The 17305-nt window shown below is 47.6% G+C and carries 15 protein-coding genes and 1 pseudogene; 9 read left to right on the forward strand and 7 right to left on the reverse strand.

All coding sequences use genetic code 11. The features are described from left to right. Window positions 1-12 precede the first annotated feature (12 nt). The gene (locus H3H32_RS07250; RefSeq protein WP_182462069.1) at window positions 13-1725 is read left to right on the forward strand and encodes a tetratricopeptide repeat protein; all 1713 of its coding nucleotides are present in this window, start codon (window positions 13-15) and stop codon (window positions 1723-1725) included. 56 nt (window positions 1726-1781) lie between these two features. On the opposite strand, the gene H3H32_RS07255 is transcribed toward H3H32_RS07250, so the two are convergent. Next, on the reverse strand, window positions 1782-2825 hold the full coding sequence (locus tag H3H32_RS07255; RefSeq protein WP_182462070.1) for an EamA family transporter: 1044 nt from the start codon (window positions 2823-2825) through the stop codon (window positions 1782-1784). Window positions 2826-2869: 44 nt separating this feature from the next. Continuing rightward, entirely contained in the window at window positions 2870-3292 is a 423-nt protein-coding gene (locus H3H32_RS07260) for a hypothetical protein (RefSeq protein WP_182462071.1), read from the reverse strand. Between the two features lie 102 nt (window positions 3293-3394). Here H3H32_RS07260 and H3H32_RS07265 point away from each other — a divergent pair, with 102 nt between their 5' ends. Next, window positions 3395-4303: a LysR family transcriptional regulator gene (locus H3H32_RS07265; protein WP_182462072.1), complete on the forward strand. Its 909-nt coding sequence runs from the start codon at window positions 3395-3397 to the stop codon at window positions 4301-4303. Window positions 4304-4389: 86 nt separating this feature from the next. On the opposite strand, the gene H3H32_RS07270 is transcribed toward H3H32_RS07265, so the two are convergent. After that, window positions 4390-7194 carry a bifunctional aconitate hydratase 2/2-methylisocitrate dehydratase gene (locus tag H3H32_RS07270; protein ID WP_182462073.1) on the reverse strand — a complete coding sequence of 935 codons (2805 nt, stop codon included), beginning with the start codon at window positions 7192-7194 and terminating at the stop codon, window positions 4390-4392. Window positions 7195-7503: 309 nt separating this feature from the next. On the opposite strand from H3H32_RS07270, the pseudogene H3H32_RS07275 reads away from it, so the two are divergent. The 5 genes and pseudogenes from H3H32_RS07275 (at window position 7504) to H3H32_RS07295 (ending at window position 14309) form a co-directional block, all read left to right on the forward strand. Continuing rightward, window positions 7504-10135, forward strand: a pseudogene (locus tag H3H32_RS07275) (TonB-dependent receptor). Between the two features lie 47 nt (window positions 10136-10182). Further along, a complete protein-coding gene (locus H3H32_RS07280) occupies window positions 10183-11391 on the forward strand; it encodes a sensor histidine kinase (protein ID WP_182462074.1) in 1209 nt (402 codons plus the stop codon). Then, window positions 11388-12158, forward strand: a complete 771-nt coding sequence (locus H3H32_RS07285) for a LytR/AlgR family response regulator transcription factor (protein ID WP_182462075.1) — start codon at window positions 11388-11390, stop codon at window positions 12156-12158. Before H3H32_RS07280 ends, H3H32_RS07285 begins: the two co-directional genes overlap by 4 nt. 64 nt (window positions 12159-12222) lie before the next feature. Then, entirely contained in the window at window positions 12223-13320 is a 1098-nt protein-coding gene (locus tag H3H32_RS07290) for a DUF3500 domain-containing protein (protein ID WP_240543684.1), read from the forward strand. Window positions 13321-13349: 29 nt separating this feature from the next. Then, window positions 13350-14309 (forward strand): hypothetical protein, encoded by a 960-nt coding sequence (locus H3H32_RS07295; RefSeq protein WP_182462077.1) that lies wholly within the window; start codon window positions 13350-13352, stop codon window positions 14307-14309. Window positions 14310-14345: 36 nt separating this feature from the next. On the opposite strand, the gene H3H32_RS07300 is transcribed toward H3H32_RS07295, so the two are convergent. From H3H32_RS07300 to H3H32_RS07310, 3 genes are all read right to left on the reverse strand, one after another. Continuing rightward, window positions 14346-14759 (reverse strand): EamA family transporter, encoded by a 414-nt coding sequence (locus H3H32_RS07300; protein ID WP_182462078.1) that lies wholly within the window; start codon window positions 14757-14759, stop codon window positions 14346-14348. Window positions 14760-14826: 67 nt separating this feature from the next. Then, window positions 14827-15204 (reverse strand): hypothetical protein, encoded by a 378-nt coding sequence (locus tag H3H32_RS07305; protein ID WP_182462079.1) that lies wholly within the window; start codon window positions 15202-15204, stop codon window positions 14827-14829. A gap of 48 nt (window positions 15205-15252) precedes the next feature. Further along, window positions 15253-15552 (reverse strand): acyl carrier protein, encoded by a 300-nt coding sequence (locus tag H3H32_RS07310; protein ID WP_182462080.1) that lies wholly within the window; start codon window positions 15550-15552, stop codon window positions 15253-15255. Window positions 15553-15924: 372 nt separating this feature from the next. Here H3H32_RS07310 and H3H32_RS07315 point away from each other — a divergent pair, with 372 nt between their 5' ends. After that, a complete protein-coding gene (locus H3H32_RS07315) occupies window positions 15925-16341 on the forward strand; it encodes an Xre family toxin-antitoxin system antitoxin (RefSeq protein ID WP_182462081.1) in 417 nt (138 codons plus the stop codon). Then, window positions 16341-16829, forward strand: coding sequence for an RES family NAD+ phosphorylase (locus tag H3H32_RS07320; protein ID WP_182462082.1), 489 nt, complete (start codon window positions 16341-16343; stop codon window positions 16827-16829). The genes H3H32_RS07315 and H3H32_RS07320 overlap by 1 nt, the downstream gene beginning before the upstream one ends. A gap of 108 nt (window positions 16830-16937) precedes the next feature. Here the strand turns inward: H3H32_RS07320 and H3H32_RS07325 are convergent, their stop codons facing one another. Then, window positions 16938-17261 (reverse strand): SRPBCC family protein, encoded by a 324-nt coding sequence (locus H3H32_RS07325; protein ID WP_182462083.1) that lies wholly within the window; start codon window positions 17259-17261, stop codon window positions 16938-16940. Window positions 17262-17305: the final 44 nt, after the last annotated feature.

Raw genomic sequence — 17305 nt, forward strand, 5'->3', positions numbered from 1 at the left:
GAAAACACTGATATGAAAACCGTTTGGCTGATTCTAATCGTACCCCTTCTTTTAGCGGCCTCCTTCATTTTTACGCCAGCACCTAGACCAGAGCCGGAATCTGCTGTACGAGAACGGTGCAACGAAATAGCACTCTGCGGTGCCGGGGCGAATGGGTATATCAGTCCAATGGAAAACGGGAAGTTTATAATCCCTTTGCCGGGATGGGGAAATTATACCCACAAGATTTCGACCAGCCAGGATAGCGCTCAGTATTATTTTGATCAGGGATTGACCTTGTATTACAGCTATCACATGAAGGAGGCTATGGCTTCCTTCAAAGAAGCGGCCAGGCTGGACCCTATGTGCCCAATGGCCTGGTGGGGACAGGCATTAACCGGTGGTCCTTATTATAATGCGGCCCATACCTACAAGGTTTCGGCAGATATGCCATCTATTCTAGCTCGTATGAATGAACTGGCTTCGAATGCCAGTCCGCAGGAAAAAAAGCTGATCCAGGCGATGAATACACGCTATTCATCTGATCCGACTGATTCGGAACGCAAACAGCTCAATCAGGCCTATGCATCTGCCATGCGCTCTCTCGTCACCGAGTTTGATGACCCGGACGTTAAAATGCTCTATGTGGATGCTATTATGTTGATCCATGCCTGGGATTTCTGGACGAGCGACGGTACCCCCAAAACCTGGACGCAGGAAGTGGTAGATCTAACCGAAGCCGTTCTTAAAAAATACCCGGATCATCCAGCGGCCCTGCATTATCATATCCATCTGACCGAAGCATCCAAACATCCGGAGGTGGCTCTGACCAATGCTGATAAACTTAAAACCAATCTTCCTGGTGTTGCCCATATGGTCCACATGGCGAGTCATGAATACCAGCGCAACGGCCTTTTTGCTGAAGGGGTACTCGTCAATGATCTGGCCGATAACAATCTGCTACTGTACGATTCATTGGTAGCCCATTTGGGATTAGTAAAACATTCGCCCCATTACTTTGCCGTGCAAACGTATTGCGCCTTAAGTGGAGGTATGTACGAAACCGGTTTACGGGATGCCCTCCGTTGCCGGAAGTCGGTATCTCCAGTAGCCGAGAATGCATATGACCAGTTTTTGTACATGCTGCCTTCACTTACGCTGGTCAGGATGGGTAAATGGCAGGAGATTTTAGCCACTGAACAGCCTAATGACAAGTGGGCCTATGCTGCATTGCTGGACCATTTTGCCAGGGGAATGGCGCTTGTAAGCACCGGTCATCCCGACGAAGCTCAAAAGCAATTGCAGCAGCTTGGCGAACGCTTAACCGATCCGATACTTGAGAAGCGACGCATTCCGTTTAACGCTCCGCTACCCATCGCCCAAATCGCTCACCATATTTTGGATGCATCTATTCTTTTTGCCGACAGAAAGCATGAGCAAGCGGTAGCCAGTCTTCAGCAAGCGATTAGTCTGGAAGACCGCCTGATTTATACCGAACCCAGTGACTGGCCCTTACCTGCCCGGCAGTTTTTAGGTGCTTATTTACTGAAACTACATAAAGTGAAAGAAGCCGAAGCCGTGTACCGTGAGGACTTGATTCATCATCCGGGCAATGGCTGGTCGTTGGTTGGTCTTCACAAGGCACTTAGTCTGCAGGGAAAGCGCCCGGAACTGGCGCGGATTGAGGCTAGTTATCGCTCTGCCTTTTCAAAAGCGGAGCATATTCCCACAGCTTCCGTCTATTAAGTGAGCAGCCGTTTGTTATAGGCCATTGCTGTGAAGGTATACTACTGGCAAACTGCTCAGATTAGCACCGTTGGCAATCCTAATACCCTATTTTCAAGTGCTGATGAACTAATTGAAGCGTGTTTAGAAGGCTTATCCGCTAATCGTTGATGATCCAGTGGAGCATTTGAATGTCCAGTACGGTATTTGGACAGATTAATCAATAAAACACTGCCTAAAATAACAACCAGTCCAATGATCTGGAGGAGTGAGATGCTTTCATGAGCGAACACAATTCCCAGAATAACAGCGATCACGGGATTCACATAGGCATACGTACTGACTTGCGTGGCCGGGCGTACCTGCAATAGCCAAACGTAGGCGCTGTAGGCAATGATCGACCCAAACAAAATAAGATAAACCAGGGCCAGCCAGGACTGCGTTGAGATTTGCGACCAACGGACCTGCTCAAATTCGTGAGTCAACAGGCTAGCGGGCAGAAACACCAGTCCGGCGATGACCATTTGCCAGGCTACATTTACGGTTGACGAACCTTCGGAAGGGTTGTGTTTTGAATAAAGCGACCCTGACGACCAGGAAATTGCGCCAACAACGAGCAACAGCATTCCGATAATTTTTGATCGGTCTGCGTTTTCTGCCAGCATCCCGCTTAACTGTTCCCCAAATAAAAGGAGCACACCAATAAAGCCGACAGCCAGCCCCGCCAATGTTGATTTACTACGGAATGTAGTGTTCCAGTTTGGCCTATCAAGTAACACAAACCAGATCGGAGCCGAGGATACCAAGATGGCAACCAAGGCGCTAGGAAGCGTTTGTTCCGCCCAGATAACGACGCCATTACCGACTACCAGCAGTAAGAAGCCTACGACGGCGGAGGTAACCAAGCTGCTTTTTATGAAAATCCGTTCCCCTTTTATGAGCGACCAGCCAAGCAATAAAGCCCCTGCGGTCAGAAAACGAATAGCACCCATAAGCAAGGGCGGTATGGCCTGAATAGCCATCTGGATAAAGAAATAGGTAGAGCCCCAGACAACATAAACGATCGCAAAGGCAACAGCAACCAAAAATGGACTAGCGGCTTTCAAGTTGTTCTGATTCATGATTTCTGCAAATAATGAGTATAAGTAGGATCAACGTTCAGGCGTTACGGAACCAAGGGCGAACTAAAGGTAATGTAGCGCTGGGCCTCGATGGATGGCACATCAACTACCTCAATCCGGCGAATAATGGTTGTTTGCCCATCGCTGATCTCCAGTTTATAAGTGCCTGATTTGCTGCCCTCAAAGTTCAACTTCCAATGGTAAGCTCTCGGCGATCTTTTCATAAATAGCTCATGAAGGGTCAACTCATCCGTGTTCTTAATCTTGAGTGTAATACCATTGACTTGTTTAACCAGCAATATCACATTAACGGTTCGATTGGCACCCATGTAAGTGCCTAACTCAAACGGTTTTTCTTCTGACCATCCAATGGGTTCCTGATCGGTAGACTGTGCCTGGCTAGTCAGGCTTAACAGTATCAACCCTAGATTGGCTATAACCCTGAGCGAATGTTTTAGTAGTTTCATCTTGCGTGTTCATTTATGTTTAATTGTCTTGGGCAAAGTTGATTCCTTTTGGATTATTAGTAAAGCGAATTATTTTTGTTGAAATCATGAATAAAATTCATCATGGAAATCCGACATCTTCAAATGGTGAAAGAGGTAGCCAACACAGGAAACCTGACCAGAGCCGCCGATCAGTTATTCTTGACGCAGTCGGCCCTGAGCCATCAGCTAAAAGAAGTTGAGGGTTACTTTAATACACAGCTTTTTATTCGCGACAAGAAGCAGATGCGTCTGACGCAGGCGGGGACAATTGTTTTACAGGCAGCCGAGAAGATTCTTCAGGAAGTAGCCGAAACACGGGCTAAAGTTCGAACGCTGATTGATGAGGAGGCTGGCGAGATCCGACTTTGTACCCAATGTTACACATCGTACCACTGGCTGGCTGGTTTTTTGCGGGAGTTCCAGTTAATTTATCCGAAAGTAGATATTAAGGTTGAGTTGGAGGCTGCCACGCAGGATGCTGTTAAGCATTTGTTAACGAACAAAATCGATGTGGCAATCACTGAAGGAGATGACAATCCCAAGTTTCTGTATACCCCACTATTTCAGGATGAGTTTGTGGCGATTGTGGCTCCTGATCATCCCTGGGCTGATCGTAGTTGGGTTGAGTTGAGCGAGTTTGCCAGTCAGAGTTATATCATGTATAATATTCCTGACGAAGAGAGCGACAATTTCATGATGATCTTCAAAAATTGTCGTCCAGCCAAAGTGTATAAAATCACGTTGACCGAAGCGATTCTGGAGATGGTCAAAGCAGACCTGGGGGTAGCTGTTATGCCAACCTGGGTAGTTCGGCCTTATGTGCAATCGGGGCAATTAGCTACTGTGCGCATTACCGAGAAACGCATTCTTCGGACCTGGTATGCCGCCACGTTAAAGAACAAACAACAGCCCCTGTTTACTGACGCTTTTGTTAAGCAACTCGCCTGTTATATGAAAGAAATGGATGGTTATGCCTGTACAACCAGTTAGCCTGTTCACTAATAGGGTGTTTAGATCAGTTGGACTCTAACTGATCTAAACACCCTATTAGTGAACAGGCTAACTGGTTGAGAAATCTAAAAATTAAGCTGATGGGCCGGTGAAGGGCTCGTCGTCATTTTTTGGATAGGCGGTGAAAACTGAGTTAGCTTAATCCCTTTAACAGCCGCTTTATATTCCTCAATGGTAGGAGTTCTGCCCAGAATGGCCGAAAGAACAACCACTGGGGTAGAGGCCAATAATGACTCTCCTTTCTTACGATCTGAATCTTTCACCACACGCCCCTGGAACAGACGAGTAGAGGTAGCCATTACGGTATCGCCCTGCTCTGCTTTTTCCTGGTTACCCATACACAGGTTACAACCAGGGCGCTCCAGATACAGAATGTTTTCGTATTTGGTACGAGCGGCAGTTTTAGGAGCAGCATCGTCAAATTCAAAACCAGAATACTTTTCCAACACCTCCCAATCGCCTTCTTCCTTGAGTTCAGCGATGATATTATAAGTAGGGGATGCCACTACTAAAGGAGCCTGGAACTCAACTTTTCCAGATTGTTCCTCCAGGTTTTTCAGCATCTTGGCAACGATCTTGATATCGCCTTTATGGACCATGCAGGAGCCAACAAAACCAAGGTCAACATGCTTTTCGCCGTCGTAATACGTTAGGTCACGAATGGTATCGTGCGTGTAGCGTTTTGAGGCATCCACGTTATTTACGTCAGGGTCGGCAATCATTGGCTCGTTGATAGCATCCAGATCGACCACGAATTCTGCGTAATACTTAGCGTTCTCATCAGGTGCTAATGGCGGCTTGTCGCCTGATCTGATTTCCTCGATCCGTTGATTCGCTTTATTGATTAAGCCTTGCAGTACCTGCTTCTCATTATCCATGCCCTTTTCGATCATGATCTTAATGCGGTCTTTCGCGATCTCTAATGATTCGATGAGGGTTTCAGGCTGGGAAATACAGATTGCTGCTTTGGCTTTCATTTCTGCCGTCCAGTCTGTGAAGGTGAAGGCCTGATCAGAAAGCAAGGTTCCGATATGTACTTCTATAATCCGTCCCTGGAATACATTTTCCCCTTTAAACTCCTTTAACATCTGGATTTGGGTAGCATGCACTACATCACGGAAATCCAGGTGATCCTGCATTTTGCCTTTGAACGTCACTTTAACCGATTCAGGAATAGGCATAGATGATTCGCCCGTGGCCAATGCCAGCGCAACCGTACCGGAGTCGGCACCGAACGCAACGCCTTTAGACATCCGGGTATGGGAGTCGCCACCAATAATGATAGCCCAATCATCTATCGTGATGTCATTCAGAACCTTGTGAATTACATCGGTCATCGCATGATAGACACCTTTTGGGTCCCGAGCCGTAATCAGACCGAAGTCATTCATAAAACTCATCAGCTTGGGAATGTTCTGCTGCGATTTACTATCCCAAACCGATGCGGTGTGACAACCTGATTGATAACCGGCATCTACGATTGGAGAAATTATCGTTGCCGCCATCGACTCCAACTCCTGAGCCGTCATCAGGCCTGTCGTATCCTGAGAGCCAACAATATTTACCTTTACACGAACATAAGAACCTGCATGTAACGTAGCACCGGAGGTTCCAACTGCGTTTCTATTGAAAATTTTCTCTACTGCAGTAAGGCCTTGTCCTGGATGAGAAATTTCTTTGGATGGGGCAAATACCAGAGGAGCCGTGATGCCAAGGGTTTTAGCGGCAAACGTCTGTAGTTTTTTGCCAAATTCGATGGAGTAAGACCCACCGGCTTTCATGAATTCGATCTTCTGAGGAGTGAAGGCTGAACTAACATCCATTACCTCCTGCCCATCTTTATACAGCTTTTTGGTCTTTGTATTAACGGTAAGAAAAGTCCCGGTGTCCACCGAATAGGTTTGCTCTAAAACGGGCTGACCGTCGGCATCAACTACCAGCTTGCCATTCTCATCTAACTTTTTAACCCAGTTTTTAAGGTCTAAGCCAATACCACCCGTTACACCAACGGTAGTCAAAAAGATCGGCGAGATACCGTTGGTTCCTGCTACTACCGGAGCAATGTTAACGAACGGTACGAAAGGGCTGGCCGACTTACCAATCCACAGAGCCACGTTGTTCACCCCCGACATCCGCGAAGAACCTACACCCATGGTGCCTTTTTCGGCAACCAGCATAACCCGCTTGTCAGGATATTGTTCTTTCAGCGCCTTCAGGGCTGCCTGTTGAGCTTTATTGTGCTCAAACATACACTGGCCATGAAGCTCACGGTCTGAGCGGGAGTGCGCATCACTTCCCGGAGACAGCAAGTCGGTAGAAATATCACCGATACCAGCAACGAACGTTACTAGGTCAATCTCTTCAGGGATGTCCGGCAACTTGGTATAGAACTCTGCCTGCGCATAACTTTCGAGAATATCTTTGGCGATTGGGTTGCCGTTTTTATACGCATTCGCTAAACGGTCGGTGTCCGCTTCGTACAGAAAAACCTGTGTTTTGAGTACTTCTGCAGCGTTTTTTGCAATCGTCTCATCCTCGCCCAGGGCTAAATCCAGTAGAACCTCAATAGAAGGACCTCCCTTCATGTGAGATAATTGATCAAAAGCAAAGGCAGGTGGGATTTCGTTTACGATAGACTCACCAAGAATAATTTCCTTCAAAAACTTCGCCTTTACACGAGCCGCATTTGTGGTTCCCGGTAACACATTATAAATAAAGAAGTTGAGGGAATCTTCTCGGTGCTCATGATCTCCATCTTTGATCTGTTCAATGACCTCGTACATCAACTCAGCCCCGTCAATCGGCAATGGATGAAGCCCCTGAGCTTCTCTTTCTATAATCTGCTTTTGATACTCGTTATATGTGCTCATGAATGAACCTTTATTTCAAGAAGGTTTGATAATTTTCCCAAATTTACAAACCTAAGCAATTTATCTAAAAAAGGGTGGTGGCTTTATTGCGTTTATCGATAAAGAAAAACTGTTTGATAAATAAAGTTGTGGCAATAACGCTGCCGATTTTTCGACTTTATTAGTGAATTGTGTTTACGTATTTTCACTCCTCAAAATGGTTGATCTACCCGCTTAAATCGGGCATTCAGTAAGATTCATTTTCTGGCCCAGGTGATGGCTGGCAATTTCGCCCTGTCATTAAACAACCTGCCACGGCAGATGAATCGTATGAAATATATATTCCTTTTGTTCTTTATTTCCGGTACGGCTGTGGCTCAGTTCGGTCCCGGTGGCCCTGGCGGTCGACCCGGCGGGCCAGGTAATGATGGGTTCGGTCAGAAACAGGAGAAAACATTTATCCCTGGCACCGATACCGATACCAAACCGAAAGGCAATGGTAAACTAGCGGGTATACTAATGGATTCGACCACCAATAAGCCCGTCGAATATGCAACCATTGCGCTGATCAATGTGCAGACTAAAAAGCCTGTCGATGGCACCACTGCCGATGATAAAGGGCGGTTCACGCTTACGCGATTGGCCCCCGGTACCTATAGACTTCAGTATTCTTTTATCGGGTACAAAAATCGCACGTCGGCTCCAATCACGATTGCAAAAGGCTCTGACATCAACGTGGGCGTTGTGAACTTACCACCGGATGTTCAGACACTCGCCGAAGCTACCGTAACGGGGCAGGCGGCTATGTTTGAAGAGAAGGTAGATCGGCTGGTGTATAATGCTGAAAAAGACGTGACTACCCGAGGGGGCGATGCCTCTGATGTGATGCGGAAAGTACCGATGCTGACCGTCGATCTGGATGGAAATCTTACCCTACGTGGCAGTAGCAACATTCAGGTGTTGATCAACAACAAGCCCAGCACCATTGTAGCGGCCAGTGTAGCCGACGCCCTGAAACAGATTCCGGCCGACATGATCAAAAGTGTGGAAGTGATCACTAGCCCTTCGGCTAAATATGATGCCGAAGGGTCGGGTGGAATTATCAATATCGTGACCAAGAAGACGACGCTGCAGGGCCTGACGCTCGATGTGAACAGTGGTGTGGGCAACCGAGGCTCGATGCTGGGTCTGAATGCCAACTACCGAACGGGTAAAATGGGTTTCTCCCTGAGTGGTTTTGGTCGGGCTGAATACAACGTGAAAGGCGATTTTCAGAATACCCAGACAACGAAAACGGCTGCTGGCGATCAGACTACCATTCAGAATGCCAGTACACTCACCGAACGGCTATTTGGTAACTATCAATTAGGCTGGGATTACACCATCGACAAAAACACATCGCTCACGGCCAGCATTCGGTACGGAGCCCGGAACGGCAATGCAACCCAGAATGGCTTGTTAACCACCACCTATCTGCCTGGTGTTACTGCCCCACTTCTCAGTGATCGCAATGTGGTAACGAAGGACATCAATGGAACAATCGATGCCAACGTAACCTATACCAAAACGTACAAACCGCAACAGGAACTGAGCATCTTAGGTCTCTTCAGTCAAAACAACCGGCAAAACAACTTTACCGCCGACTTGCTGAGCACAACCGATATGCAAACAATTCTTTCGCGGCAGCGCAACGATAACCCCAGCACCAACCGGGAGTCGACGCTTCAGATTGATTACCAGACGCCCATCGGACAGAAACAACTTCTGGAATTTGGCGGTAAAGGAATTATGCGTCAGGTAAACAGCGACTATACCTATTTTCTAGCTCAGGGCGCAACAGGCGACTACGCCGTAGACAATACCCGATCGAACAACTCACTGAACTACGAGCAGGATATCATAGGTGCCTATGCCTCATTAACCGCATCGTTGCCCAAGAAATACACCCTTAAAGCGGGCGCTCGCTATGAATATACGATCCTGAACGCCCGGTTCGGTTCGGAACAGACAGGTACACCTATTTCGCTTTCCAACTACGGAAATCTGGTGCCGAGTATCAATATCTCGAAATCGTTGAAAGGCAACAAAATGCTGAAGCTGGCCTATAATCGCCGAATTCAGCGGCCGGGTATCCAGTTCCTGAACCCCAACATCAATTCCTCCAATCCTACCAACATTAGTCAGGGTAACCCGTACCTTTCGCCTGAGCTGACCGACAACGTCGAGTTGAGCCTGTCGATGCCTATTAAGTCGGTTTATTTGACGGCCGCTCTGTTTGCCCGACGCACCAACAATGAAATCACAAGTGTGCGCGATACCGCATCGGTGCTAGTGAACAATGTAACGCAAACGGCCATTCGCACTACCTATCAGAACGTAGGCTATGAAGATACCTATGGACTAAATTTGTTTGGCAACATCAACCTGTCGTCGAAATTACAGCTTAATGGTGGCCTGGATTTGATGCACGTGAATCTGACCAACAACAACGCCAATCCAATTTATTCGGCCTCGAATTCGGGCTGGGTAGTGGGCGGACGATTATTTGGGAACTACACCATCGGCAACGGCTGGGGCCTTCAGGGGGGGGGGCGGTATGATGGGCCGACGCATTCAGTTGCAGGGCTATCAGGGTTCGTTTGCGTTCTATAATCTGGGTTTCAAGAAGGACATCGCCCAGAAAAAAGGCAGCATTGGCTTAGTTGCGGAGAATTTCTTCAATCACCCCTTTACGGTTCGCTCCGAATCCAGTTCATCCATTCTGAGTCAGTCGAGTATCAATAGTTTTTACAATGCGGGTGTACGGTTGACCTTTACTTACAAACTTGGCAAGATGAAGTTTGTCGATTCAAAACAGAAGAAATCGATCAATAATGACGATGTGAAAGGCGGAGAAGGAGGTGGTAACGACAACCAGCAACAACAGGCCGCTCCCGCTGGTGGCGGACGACCTCGCTCTTAAGCTTAGTTTGTACTTTCTTCTGCCCTCAGTTGTCATCATCGTACAGTATGGATACCCTCAACGCTCAGTTTTTATCCTTCAATCAAAAAATCCGGCTGGCGCTTAGTGTCTTTGCCATCTACTGGCCTATCCGTCAGTATGTAAGCCTGGATCACTTAGATTGGGATATCATTCAGAAAAATTGGCTTCTCTGGCTGATCGAACTGGTGGTGACGGTGCTTTATTTTACGTTTTGGCTGAGCGTCACGGAGTGGATCGAACAACGGTTTGTGGGCTCCTTTCGAACGGGTTTTCTGGTGGAATTCAAATTGCCCGCTCAATTGCTTACTTTACTGATAGCGGGGCTATTAGCCGTTGTTTTTAACATTGGGTATGGTGCCTTGTGGCGACGGCTGGACTGGGCCTTGAATCATGATGGCACAGAACTGATAGGCCGTAACGGCGAACCACCGTTCCAAAACCATCACAACTTTCCGGGAAACGGCCCTCGTGGAGACGATCCTCACGGTCATGGCCCTCGTGGCAACGGCCCTCATGGGCATGATTTTCGTGGCAATGACCGTCATCGGCGCGATAAGCTAAATAACGGACTGGTCGTGATCACTTTGCTGTCGGCGTTTTATCTGGCTGCTAACCGGCGGGGCTATAAACAACTTCAGGAATTACGGGTCAATGGGGAGCAACTCAAACGGGAAGCGGCACAGGCGCAGATGCTGGCGCTGAAAAACCAGGTGAATCCCCATTTTCTCTTTAATAGCCTCAATATTTTGTCGTCGCTGGTAGAAATTGATCAGAAGTTGTCGGTTCAGTTTATATCTCGATTGTCCAAAGCATTTCGGTACGTATTGGAGCATCCTGATACCGAGTTGGTTGCGTTGAAAACGGAACTGGAGTTTTTAGATTCCTATACGTTTCTATTGAATATTCGCTTCGATGAAAAACTAAAAGTGATGCAGACTGTGACCGATGAACAGGCCAACCGGTATTCGATTGCACCTTTAACGCTTCAATTGCTGCTCGAAAATGTGGTGAAGCATAACCAGATGTCTAGTGAGCAACCTCTGACGGTCTTAATTTATGTTGAAGGGGAGTATTTGATCGTCTCAAATCCCATTCTATTACGACCTACTCCGCAGCGGTCGACAGGCATGGGACTCCAAAATATTAAAAATCGGTACCGACTATTGACCGACAAAGCCGTTGAGGCCACCGAACAGGATGGATTTTTTGTCGTTAAAATTCCACTACTCTCATGAACGTCGTCATTATTGAAGATGAATCGCTTAGTGTCAGGCGATTAGAAAAGATGCTATCCGAGTATGATCCAACCATTCAGGTGCTGGCGAAGTTGCCATCCGTGACTAAAGCCCTTCGCTGGTTTAATGAGCATCAGGCTGAGCTACCAGATTTGATCTTCATGGATATTCACCTGGAAGATGATAGTGCGTTTCGGATTATTGAGGAGACGCAGCTTGAGTTGCCCATCATTTTCACGACGGCTTACGATCAATACACGCTCCAGGCGTTCAAAGCCAACAGCATCGACTACCTGCTCAAACCCATCGACACCGATGAATTAGGCGCTGCTTTGGATAAATTCAAGCGGGTTCACCTGGCCAATAAAGCGGTCTCGTCAGCCAATGTGGATGCCTTAATTCAGTCACTTCGGCTACCATCGTCGGTCTATAAAGACCGGTTCATGGTGACGATCGGTACGAAAATTCAAAGTATTCAGACCGACCAGATTGCCTATTTCTTTTACGACGAAAAGTCAACCTGGTTGCAAACGCACGACGGCCGACCCATTTCGGTTGAGTACAGTCTGGAAAAACTGGCAACCCTGCTTGATCCCAACCAGTTTTTTCGAATTAATAGAGCGTATCTGATTACGTTTGATGCCATCAAAACCATCCATACCGATTCAAGCGGTAAACTCAAACTTGATCTGGAGCCGATATCCCGGCACGAAGTCTTTGTCAGTGGCGATCGGGTCACTGATTTTAAAGCCTGGCTTGGTAAATAAACGGCTAGAGCCTAATTACTCATCAAACACCTTCATAAGTAATCCTCATTCAAAAATGAACACCATGAAATATCCTTCATTTTTATTTGGTGTTGGGCTGCTGATGTTGCCTGCCATTTTTATTGGTCAACGCCAGTTTCGGACTTCCTGGCAAGCGCCGGAGATCAGTCGCCAGGCCCTGCTCTTAACAGCCGACTGCGCATCGGCGAAAGGGGTGGAACGCGTGGTTTGTCTGGCCGAAGCGTTCAAAGCTACCCTCACGTCCGATCAGATAGCCTCGGTGCAGCGGCCTTACTCAAAAACCGATGCGGTCAAATGGTCCAACTTTCCCGAATTTTCTGAACGTCCCCGGAGGGTGGGCATTCGGTTGGGATCGCTCAGTGAAGCCCAGCTTAAAGCCGCTAAAACCCTGCTGGCAGCGGCAATGGCGCAGACTATACCTAACGAGGGGTTCGATGAACTGGAAGGCAATCTGGCTGCCGACGAATATCTGGGTAAGCTTATTAATAAAACCAGCACATTTAATCAGGGCAATTATTATCTGGCGTTTCTGGGAACACCCAGCACCAAAGATCTGTGGGAATTGCAGTTTGGCGGACACCATTTCGCCGTTGCGAACACCTATAAAGAGGGCAAAGCGATTGGTTTAACGCCTTCTTTCCGGGGTGTTGAACCAATCGCTCCTGTCACGATCAATGGGCGTACTCATCAATCAATGGAACAGGAGCGGCAGGCCTTCGCCAACATGCTGGGTAGCCTGAGTCCCAGCGAGCAGACTACGGCCAAGTTATCGGGCACGTTTCGGGATGTTTTGCTTGGACCCGGAGTGGATGGTCAGTTTCCCAACACCAAGCAGGGTATCAAGGTGGGTGAGTTGAGTGCCGCGCAGAAAAAGCTCGTACTGAACGCTATAAAACTTTACGTCAACGATTTAGAGCCAGCTATGGTTGCTACTACATTGACCCAGTACACGACCGATCTCGACAATACGTACATCGCCTTTTCAGGCAGCGGTACTATGAGCCAGCCCGGCGATTACGTGCGGATCGACGGCCCGCGGGTTTGGATTGAGTATTCGGGGCAAGCCAGTCGTGATATTCCCGGCACGGTGCACCCACACTCCGTTTGGCGCGATAGAATAAGCGACTATGGTGGTAATTAAATGATCGGGGAGTATTTTTAGCCCGTTTTATGAACTATATCCTCCTATCCTCTGTGCTGTTCTTGGCCTTGCTGAACTCCTGTCATCAAACGGGCAGATCAACAACTGAAACCAGTACGACTGCTCCGTCAGACTCATTGCCCTGGGTAAATTATTCTGCCAATGATATCGTACGTGACACGACGCTATTTGACCAGCCAAAACAAATCGGTAAGCTGACCGACCCCGCTCTGGTTGAAGCGTCGGGGTTGGCACCCAGCCGCCGGAATCCGGGTTTTCTGTGGACGGAAGAGGATTCGGGAAATCCCAATCAGATTCAGCTAGTGCGGCCGGACGGAAGTGTAGCAGCTCGATTTACCATTGACAGAGCCATCAACCGCGACTGGGAAGATATAGCCGTTGGACCGGGCCCTGTGGCGGGCGAAACCTACATATATCTGGCTGAAATTGGGGATAACAAACGACGTTATCCCGAAAAGATCATTTATCGTTTTCCAGAACCTGCCATTTCCGGCCAGACATTACCTTATGCGGGTACAATAACCAAGGCTGATGTCATTCGATTGACGCTCCCTGATGGTCCACAAAATGCCGAAGCTATCCTGATTGACCCAACTACGAAAGACGTATACATCCTCTCGAAAGGCGATGAGTCGGAATTGTATCAGGCCAAATACCCTCAGTCGTTGACGCAGACGATCATGATGACCCGTCTGCTGGTGATGCCTTTCGACAAGGTGACTTCGGCGGGAATTTCACCGGACAATCGGGAAATTTTGATTCGCACCTACGACTACTTGTTTTACTACCCCCGCCGAGCGGGAGAGTCCGTTGCTGATGCGCTCAAACGGACGCCCCGAATGATCCCATTAGCCAGTGAACCACAGGGAGAAGCCGTTGGCTGGGCAATTGATGGATCGGGCTATTACACGACCAGTGAAAATCCCGATGCTAGCTTGCAGGCAATTTACTGGTACAAACGGAAATAAGAATTGGCCAGCAGGTAGTTGCAGCTTCCGGCCACTTTACAGAATGAGCACCAGCGTTCCACCGATAATTAATACCGCTCCAAGGGCGGCTTTCCAGGTAAGTACTTCGCCCAGAAACACAACCGATAGAATGATAGCAATGGCCACACTCAGTTTATCGACTGGTGCCACCTGTGAGACCTTGCCCAGTTGAAGCGCTTTAAAATAAAATATCCAGGACAGCCCAGTAGCTATACCAGATAAAATCAGAAACAACCAATTCTGTCGACTGAGTGTGGGCAATGTATCGATACCTCCCCGCCAGAACACCAGCCCCCAGGCAACAAACAGAATGACCACCGTTCGAATGGCCGTTGCCAGATCGGTATTGACGCCTTTGATACCCACTTTTGCCAGAATGGCTGTCAGTGCGGCAAACAAGGCCGAGAGTAATGCATAAATCCACCACATTATTTCAGTCGAGTATTACCAGTAGACCTGATAAAAATGATACCTACCATCAGAATGTCCTAGAGTTTCATAAGTCGTTCTCCAATTTATTGCCAAAACGGCAAATGGAATGCGCTTTCATCCGACAAGCTAGTACAGAAAACTGAGGGAAATCTGAAGCCATTAGACTTTGATTATTCAGATCGAAATCGGATAGACAGGTCAACTCTTCCATGGAGCGGAGTAACACAAAAACCATCAGGTCAAATACGTCGGTCAGATGACGTGTGGTATTCACTGAAATTGACACATTTCTTAAACTTATTATGTCGTTTAACAAGCGCAGAACATCGGCATCTGTTAGTCGCAAATCCTGCCGTAACCGTGCGCTCCAGTCAACACGTTCTGGAAGAATGCCGTGTTTGGTAAGCAAATAGTGCTGAAGGACAGGCAGGCTGAATACCATTCTTTTGACGAAAAATAGAGCAGGATTTCACAGGATTGCTTCCCGGCCTTAACCAACTTTGGCGAATACGTGTCGGGGATTTCGATAAATCAAAAATGCGGAATCGGCCTGTGGATAATCCTTATGTTGCTCTATGAGGGTACAAAGTTGCTTCACCGAGAGGGCAGGTGTAAGATGCTCATCGGGCAAGGTTAATCCATATAGTAATTCCAGGAAAACAACTACTTCGGTTACCTCTATGTCGTTTAGGCCTAAATCGGTTTGTAGGCAGTGATACGATTTGATGCCCGAAATTGGTAGAGTAAACTGTTGGTTAATATACCGGCAAATGTGCGTGAAGGTGGTCATAAGCGATTGGTTGTGAGTGTATAAATGAGTGAATTTCTGGTTTCAAGGTTGCACCATTAGTAAGTTCGGGAAGTCAAGTGTTAAAAACGCCAGATCAAGCTGATCTGGCATTTCTGATTGTACCTAATGGATCTTAAACAGTCATCTTACACATAAAAGAGATGAACCATGTTTTGGGGTAAAGACGCTTTACCAGCTAATACGGAGATAATCATTAACCTGTTGCAAAACCGATTAACTATCTGTGCGAATTTGTAGGTGATTTATCGACAGAGTAAGTGATTGCAATGGACATACCGTGCGGATAAATCTTACCTCTGTAACGATTCGTTGCAAATGCGTGTTATATTGCAATCAAATGATTCTCTACTTATGGCGACGCAAGCACCCGCAGCAGGTATATACACGACTGGGTCACTCACACCTCTTCAACTTATTGATCGATCACGGCAGGGGTTGTCAGGTGTAGAAACGAGTCGAGTGGCAGGATTGCTTAGTGTTACTGATAAAGAAATGGCCCGCTTGTTAAATCAATCGGTAGCGACCTTTCACCGGCAGGTTAAACTTCAACAACTTGATGCCGCAACATCCGAGCGACTATTATTGCTGGCCCGACTAGCTACGTATGGGACCACTGTTTTTCAGGATAAAGGCAAGTTTACACGCTGGCTTCGTCGACCCCTTCGACTTCTGAATGATCGACCACCCTTAGATTTGCTGGACAGCTCGACGGGCGTTCAACTGGTGGAAGATATTCTGGGCCGCATTGAATACGGTGTGTTTAGCTAATGCCGACGACCTTATATCGAGTACAGACGGATAGTCATCGGGATACCATTTTAGATGGCATAGGTGCACAGTTGCATGGTGGTCGCTGGAACGTCCGCGGGCGACCATTGGTGTATACAGCCACAACGCCCGAACTGGGTTTTCTGGAATACATGGTTCATTTAGAGGGAACGCCCCTGGCCGATCTGCCCCCACTGATTCTCTGCGAAATCGAAATTCCTGACGAGTCAATTGTGTGGCTGGAAGCGCACCAACTACCGATTGGCTGGAACCACCCATACATAGCGCCAATGGGGTTGCCCCAATTTGCGGATGCGCAGTTTCGACAACACAATACGTTGTGTCTGGCTTTACCATCTGTAGTAGTTCCGCTATCGCCATCGCGCAATGTGCTGCTAGACCCATTGCATCCGTTACGGGCGGCATGTCGCGTTGTTCGGATTGACTCGTATCCAGTTGATCCAAGATTACCGACGGCTACGCTGTAAATTCCAGCAGGAAAAATACTCTCCTGTATCTAGTTAGATTGACCAATAAAGAGCTAAAACGAATAGCAGTAAGAAATGCCGGATAGGTTTGGTGAAGTCGAGGTTATCTTATTCGTTTAAAAAACTGTACCTATGCCCTTGATAGCGTGCTTCCTGTACCGTTTTTCTCAACAATTTAAAGGAATCGTAGGGTCCATTGGCGGCCGTTAAATTAACAAGCCAGGTAGGTAGGCTTCCACCAGGATTAACGTGACATTGATAATCGATCAGTAACTGCTTATCCGCTTGTGGGCGTACCTCCCAGGTAGCGAACCACTCGACAACCCGAATGCCATCTTTATCTTTTTCAAGATGCCAGTCGTTGGTAGGTTGAGAAAAGCCAATCCTGCAAAAAGACAGTAGCATGACCATTAACAAGACGCGTTGCTGCATTAGTCTTCGTTTTACAGGTAAATTCTTGTTCGAGTAAACCCCAA

Source organism: Spirosoma foliorum (assembly GCF_014117325.1).
Taxonomy (GTDB): domain Bacteria; phylum Bacteroidota; class Bacteroidia; order Cytophagales; family Spirosomataceae; genus Spirosoma; species Spirosoma foliorum.

What these genes read in the sequence shown, in the direction of transcription:
- H3H32_RS07300 (WP_182462078.1), bottom strand. Translation starts at nt 14,759, where the DNA reads ATGTGGTGGATTTATGCATTACTCTCGGCCTTGTTTGCCGCACTGACA.
- H3H32_RS07255 (WP_182462070.1), bottom strand. Translation starts at nt 2,825, where the DNA reads ATGAATCAGAACAACTTGAAAGCCGCTAGTCCATTTTTGGTTGCTGTT.
- H3H32_RS07250 (WP_182462069.1), top strand. Translation starts at nt 13, where the DNA reads ATGAAAACCGTTTGGCTGATTCTAATCGTACCCCTTCTTTTAGCGGCC.
- H3H32_RS07285 (WP_182462075.1), top strand. Translation starts at nt 11,388, where the DNA reads ATGAACGTCGTCATTATTGAAGATGAATCGCTTAGTGTCAGGCGATTA.
- H3H32_RS07320 (WP_182462082.1), top strand. Translation starts at nt 16,341, where the DNA reads ATGCCGACGACCTTATATCGAGTACAGACGGATAGTCATCGGGATACC.
- H3H32_RS07260 (WP_182462071.1), bottom strand. Translation starts at nt 3,292, where the DNA reads ATGAAACTACTAAAACATTCGCTCAGGGTTATAGCCAATCTAGGGTTG.
- H3H32_RS07270 (WP_182462073.1), bottom strand. Translation starts at nt 7,194, where the DNA reads ATGAGCACATATAACGAGTATCAAAAGCAGATTATAGAAAGAGAAGCT.
- H3H32_RS07310 (WP_182462080.1), bottom strand. Translation starts at nt 15,552, where the DNA reads ATGACCACCTTCACGCACATTTGCCGGTATATTAACCAACAGTTTACT.
- H3H32_RS07315 (WP_182462081.1), top strand. Translation starts at nt 15,925, where the DNA reads ATGGCGACGCAAGCACCCGCAGCAGGTATATACACGACTGGGTCACTC.
- H3H32_RS07280 (WP_182462074.1), top strand. Translation starts at nt 10,183, where the DNA reads ATGGATACCCTCAACGCTCAGTTTTTATCCTTCAATCAAAAAATCCGG.
- H3H32_RS07325 (WP_182462083.1), bottom strand. Translation starts at nt 17,261, where the DNA reads ATGCAGCAACGCGTCTTGTTAATGGTCATGCTACTGTCTTTTTGCAGG.
- H3H32_RS07295 (WP_182462077.1), top strand. Translation starts at nt 13,350, where the DNA reads ATGAACTATATCCTCCTATCCTCTGTGCTGTTCTTGGCCTTGCTGAAC.
- H3H32_RS07305 (WP_182462079.1), bottom strand. Translation starts at nt 15,204, where the DNA reads ATGGTATTCAGCCTGCCTGTCCTTCAGCACTATTTGCTTACCAAACAC.
- H3H32_RS07265 (WP_182462072.1), top strand. Translation starts at nt 3,395, where the DNA reads ATGGAAATCCGACATCTTCAAATGGTGAAAGAGGTAGCCAACACAGGA.
- H3H32_RS07290 (WP_240543684.1), top strand. Translation starts at nt 12,223, where the DNA reads ATGAAATATCCTTCATTTTTATTTGGTGTTGGGCTGCTGATGTTGCCT.